This window comes from Sandaracinobacteroides sp. (assembly GCF_057137845.1).
In genome coordinates, this window is sequence record NZ_DBNHFX010000197.1 from 1 (window position 1) to 3,658 (window position 3,658).

Consider the following 3,658-nt stretch of genomic DNA (forward strand, 5'->3'; position numbering starts at 1 on the left):
CCCCCCGCCGCATATGCCCCTGAAGCGGATACCACAGCGCCCCCGCGCGGGCCGGGCGAAGATGCGGCCGGGAAGCCGCAAGGCGATCCGGCATTGGTGGCTTTTCCAGTCCGCGTGACGGCGCACGTATCGCGCCGCCGGGCCGGCCGCGCCTGGACCGCCGGAGAGGTGATGATCTTCCCCGGCGGGCAGATGCGCTTTGCCCAGTTCATGGCGCTTGAGCAGGACGCCGGGTTTCTGGTGGAGCTTCTGGTTGCCGAAGCCGATCTGCCGCCGTCGGGCGGGCGCCCTGCATGAGCTTCACGCCGACATGCAAGGATCCGGGTGCGCGCGCGCATCTGCGGTTGCAGGTTGGCCAGCCGGCCGGCGTGCCGCTGGGCGCGATCGCGGCCGTTACCATCACGCCACGCGGGCGCGTTGCCGAAACGGCGCCGCTGGTGGTGGCGGCACAGCACGCCGGCAGCGATTATGTGATGGTTTCGGTGGACGGCGGCACCGATGGCGAACTGTATCTGCTGGAGGCCAGCGTGGCCGATGGCGGCGGCACCGGCGGGCTGGCCACGGCGCGCGCCGAAATCCTGTGCCTGGATCAATCGTGGCGGGTGCCGGGCGCGGTGCTGCCCGCTTATATGGATATTGCCGGTTTCGTGGCGCGCGCCGGCCTTGATCTGACGATCGAGCTGACCGACGAGGAAGGCCGTGGTGCGATCGATGGCGAACGGCTGGAAGCGGCGCTGGCCGACGCCGGCGCGCTGATCGACAGCTATCTGGCGGGTCGCTACCGGCTGCCGCTGGCGCTGCCGGCGCCGGCGCCGCTGCCCACCATCGCCCATGATCTGGCGCTGGCCCGGCTGTATCGCCACGCCGTGCCCGAACAGGTGGCGGCGCGCGCGGCCGAAGCGCGGCGGCTGCTGGCCGATCTGGCGGCGGGGAAATCGCTGCTGGCGGGCGCCCCCGAAGCCGCCCCCGGCGGTGCCGGGCAGGTGCTGTTTCAGGAAGGCGGCAAGCTGTTTTCCCGCGACAAGCTGGCGGGCTTCTGATGGAAATCCGCCTTGCCGTCGACGACACGCTGACACCCGCGATCACGCGCGCGCTGGCCGCCGCCCATGATTTCACCCCGGCGCTGGCCGCGATCGCCGCCAGCTTGCGCACCGGAACCGAAGCCCGCTTCAGGGCCGAGACAGGACCCGACGGCGTGGCGTGGCTGCCATCGCAGCGGGTGCGGGAAAAGGGTGGCAAGACGCTGCAACTGCGCGGCCTGCGCGGCGGCCTGCTGGGCCGGTTGCTGGGCAGCGCCGGGCATGACGGCACGTCGGCCTGGATCGGCACCAACCTGGTCTATGCCGCCATCCACCAGTTCGGCGGCACCATCCGCGCCATCCCGAAATCGAAGGGCGGCAAGGGCGCGCTGAAAACCCCGCACGGCCCACGCGCTTCCGTTACCATGCCCGCCCGCCCGTTCCTTGGCTTCGGCGAGGCGGAACGGCGTGAAATCCACGACATTCTTGGCCGCCACCTGCGCGCCGCCTTCGAAGGCGGTGCAGCATGAGACTGGACAGCATCGCTGCGCTGCTGGCGCCGCTGCCGCTGAAGGCGGTGGGCGGCATCGACGAGCTGGCGAAGATCGGCGAGCGGCCGAACATCGCGCTGCCCGCCGCCTATGTGGTGGCCGACACCGAAACCGGCGGGCAGACCACGGAAGGGTCGGCCATCACCCACCAGACGGTGCTTTCCACCGTGGCGGTGGTGATCGTCGCCCGCCCGGACGGCGCCCGCCAGGGCGCATCGGCCGACCTGCTGCACGATCTGGGCGAGCAGGTGCTGGCGGCGCTGTTCGGGCGCCAGCCTGCGGGCTGGGATTCGGTGCTGACCCTGCACGAAGTCCGCACCATCGAAGTGTCGCCGACGCTGCTGGCGCGGGTGGTGCGGCTGCGCGGCCGCACGCATCGCCGCCGCACGCTGGACCTGCCCTGAGGAGCCTCTGATGCCCGCAAAAACACCTTCTGAAACGCCGTTCGATACGGACCTGCTGCCCGGCTGGTTCGACGCCGTCCGCCATGCCGTCACGCCGGCCGGCATCGTGCGGCGCGCCGATCAGGCGCTGCTGGCGGCCGACGGCCTGCCGGCAAGCGGCCCGCTGCGCGCGGCGGAAACCCGCCCCGAAACCCGCCCTGAAATCGCGAAGAAAAAGGAACAGCACCATGCCGATCGCTGACAAATCGCTGCTGCTGGCGAAGCTGGAAGCCGCCTACGGCACCTATCTGGCGCCGGCGCCCGCCACCGACATGTCGCCGGTGTTCGACTACAGCATGACGCCGATGGAATCGGAAGAATTCCGCCGCCAGATCGAACGCGGCTTTCACGGCATCAATCCGGCCTCGCCCACGGCGATCCGCCAGCGCCACAGCTTCAAGACCGAGCTGGCCGGCGCGGGCACCGTCGACGGCGTGCCGCACTGGGCGAAGCTGCTGCGCGCCTGCCAGTTCGATGCGCCGGTGATCACCGCCGGGGTAATGGCGACGCACCCGCTGATCGGGGTGGGCGATGGTGCTTCGCTGTCGATCGCCGGCAACAAGGGCGGCGCCTTCGATCTGCGCGGGCGCGGCGCGCGCGGCAACTGCACCCTTTCGTTCACGGAAAAACAGCAGCCGCACATCGCCTGGGACATGGTGGCGCTGCTGCAGGACGATGTGAACATCGTGACGGCGAACGCGCCGGTCGGCATCGTGATGCCGACGGATGTGGTGCCGGCCGAAGTGTCGATGCTGAACACGGTGGTGCAACTGGACGGCGTCGCGCTGGGGGTGCGCAGCCTGGAATTGAATCTGGGGGCCAAGGTGGAATATTTTTCCACGACCGGATCGCGGCAGGTGGTGTTCGGCAAGGACGAAAGCGGGTCTGCCCGTGCGCCGGCGGCGCGCTGCGTGTTCGAAATGCCCGACATCGGGGTGAAGAACTATTTTCCGCAGATCCGCGCCGGCACGGCGGTGGCGTTCAGCCTGGTGCACGGCACGGCGGCCGGCAACATCATCGAGATCACGGCGGCGAACGCGGTGCTGGGCCGCGCCGAATTCCAGGTGGAAGCGAACCGCATCTTCCTGTCGGCCGACATCCAGTTCGTGGCGACGGCCGCCGGCAACGATTTCACCCTGATCACCCGCTAGGAAAGGCGCGACACATGTTCAAACTGGTGAAAGACCCGGTGGCGCGCTGGCCGGTGGTCTGGAATAGCTGGAACGCCGACGGCACGGTGCGCCCGCAGACGCTGATGCTGCAACTGGTGCGGATCGGCCGCGAGGAATTCAACGCCAGCTTCGGCGCTGGCAAGGAACTGTCACCGGCCGCCGAACTGGATCTGTTCTGGCGGCTGGTGCGCGGCTGGGACGACCTGACCGACGCCACCGGCGACCCGTTGCCCTTCACCCGTGAAAACGCGGCGGCCCTGCTGGACCTGCCGGGTTTTGCCGGGGCGTTCACGATGGCCTTTGTGAACTATTGGCTGGGCCTTCCGGCCGAGCGGGAAAAAAACTCCGCGCCCTCGCCCGATATGTCTGCGGCGGCGGCGGCCCCGCAGGCCACCGGCGCGGGGGCTTCGACCGCGACGGCCTGAGGGCGGCCATGCAGGCCGCCGGCGCCACAGCGGAAAACATCGCGCGCG

At 69.8% G+C, this 3,658-nt stretch carries 7 protein-coding genes; all 7 read left to right on the top strand.

Annotated features, from left to right (window positions below):
- The coding region (locus AC16JP_RS11045) for a hypothetical protein (protein ID WP_484340668.1) at positions 1 to 297 on the top strand (297 nt) is incomplete at its 5' end.
- Positions 294 to 1,040: a phage protein Gp36 family protein gene (locus AC16JP_RS11050; protein ID WP_484340669.1), complete on the top strand. Its 747-nt coding sequence runs from the start codon at positions 294 to 296 to the stop codon at positions 1,038 to 1,040. The genes AC16JP_RS11045 and AC16JP_RS11050, both read left to right, overlap by 4 nt.
- Complete coding sequence (locus tag AC16JP_RS11055; protein WP_484340670.1) at positions 1,040 to 1,549, top strand: phage virion morphogenesis protein; 510 nt, start codon at positions 1,040 to 1,042, stop codon at positions 1,547 to 1,549. Before AC16JP_RS11050 ends, AC16JP_RS11055 begins: the two co-directional genes overlap by 1 nt.
- On the top strand, positions 1,546 to 1,974 hold the full coding sequence (locus AC16JP_RS11060) for a phage tail terminator protein (RefSeq protein WP_484340671.1): 429 nt from the start codon (positions 1,546 to 1,548) through the stop codon (positions 1,972 to 1,974). Before AC16JP_RS11055 ends, AC16JP_RS11060 begins: the two co-directional genes overlap by 4 nt.
- 10 nt (positions 1,975 to 1,984) lie before the next feature.
- Positions 1,985 to 2,215, top strand: coding sequence for a hypothetical protein (locus tag AC16JP_RS11065; RefSeq protein WP_484340672.1), 231 nt, complete (start codon positions 1,985 to 1,987; stop codon positions 2,213 to 2,215).
- Positions 2,202 to 3,164, top strand: coding sequence for a hypothetical protein (locus tag AC16JP_RS11070; RefSeq protein WP_484340673.1), 963 nt, complete (start codon positions 2,202 to 2,204; stop codon positions 3,162 to 3,164). The genes AC16JP_RS11065 and AC16JP_RS11070 overlap by 14 nt, the downstream gene beginning before the upstream one ends.
- Before the next feature lie 14 nt (positions 3,165 to 3,178).
- Positions 3,179 to 3,610 carry a hypothetical protein gene (locus AC16JP_RS11075; protein ID WP_484340674.1) on the top strand — a complete coding sequence of 144 codons (432 nt, stop codon included), beginning with the start codon at positions 3,179 to 3,181 and terminating at the stop codon, positions 3,608 to 3,610.
- Positions 3,611 to 3,658 lie beyond the last annotated feature (48 nt).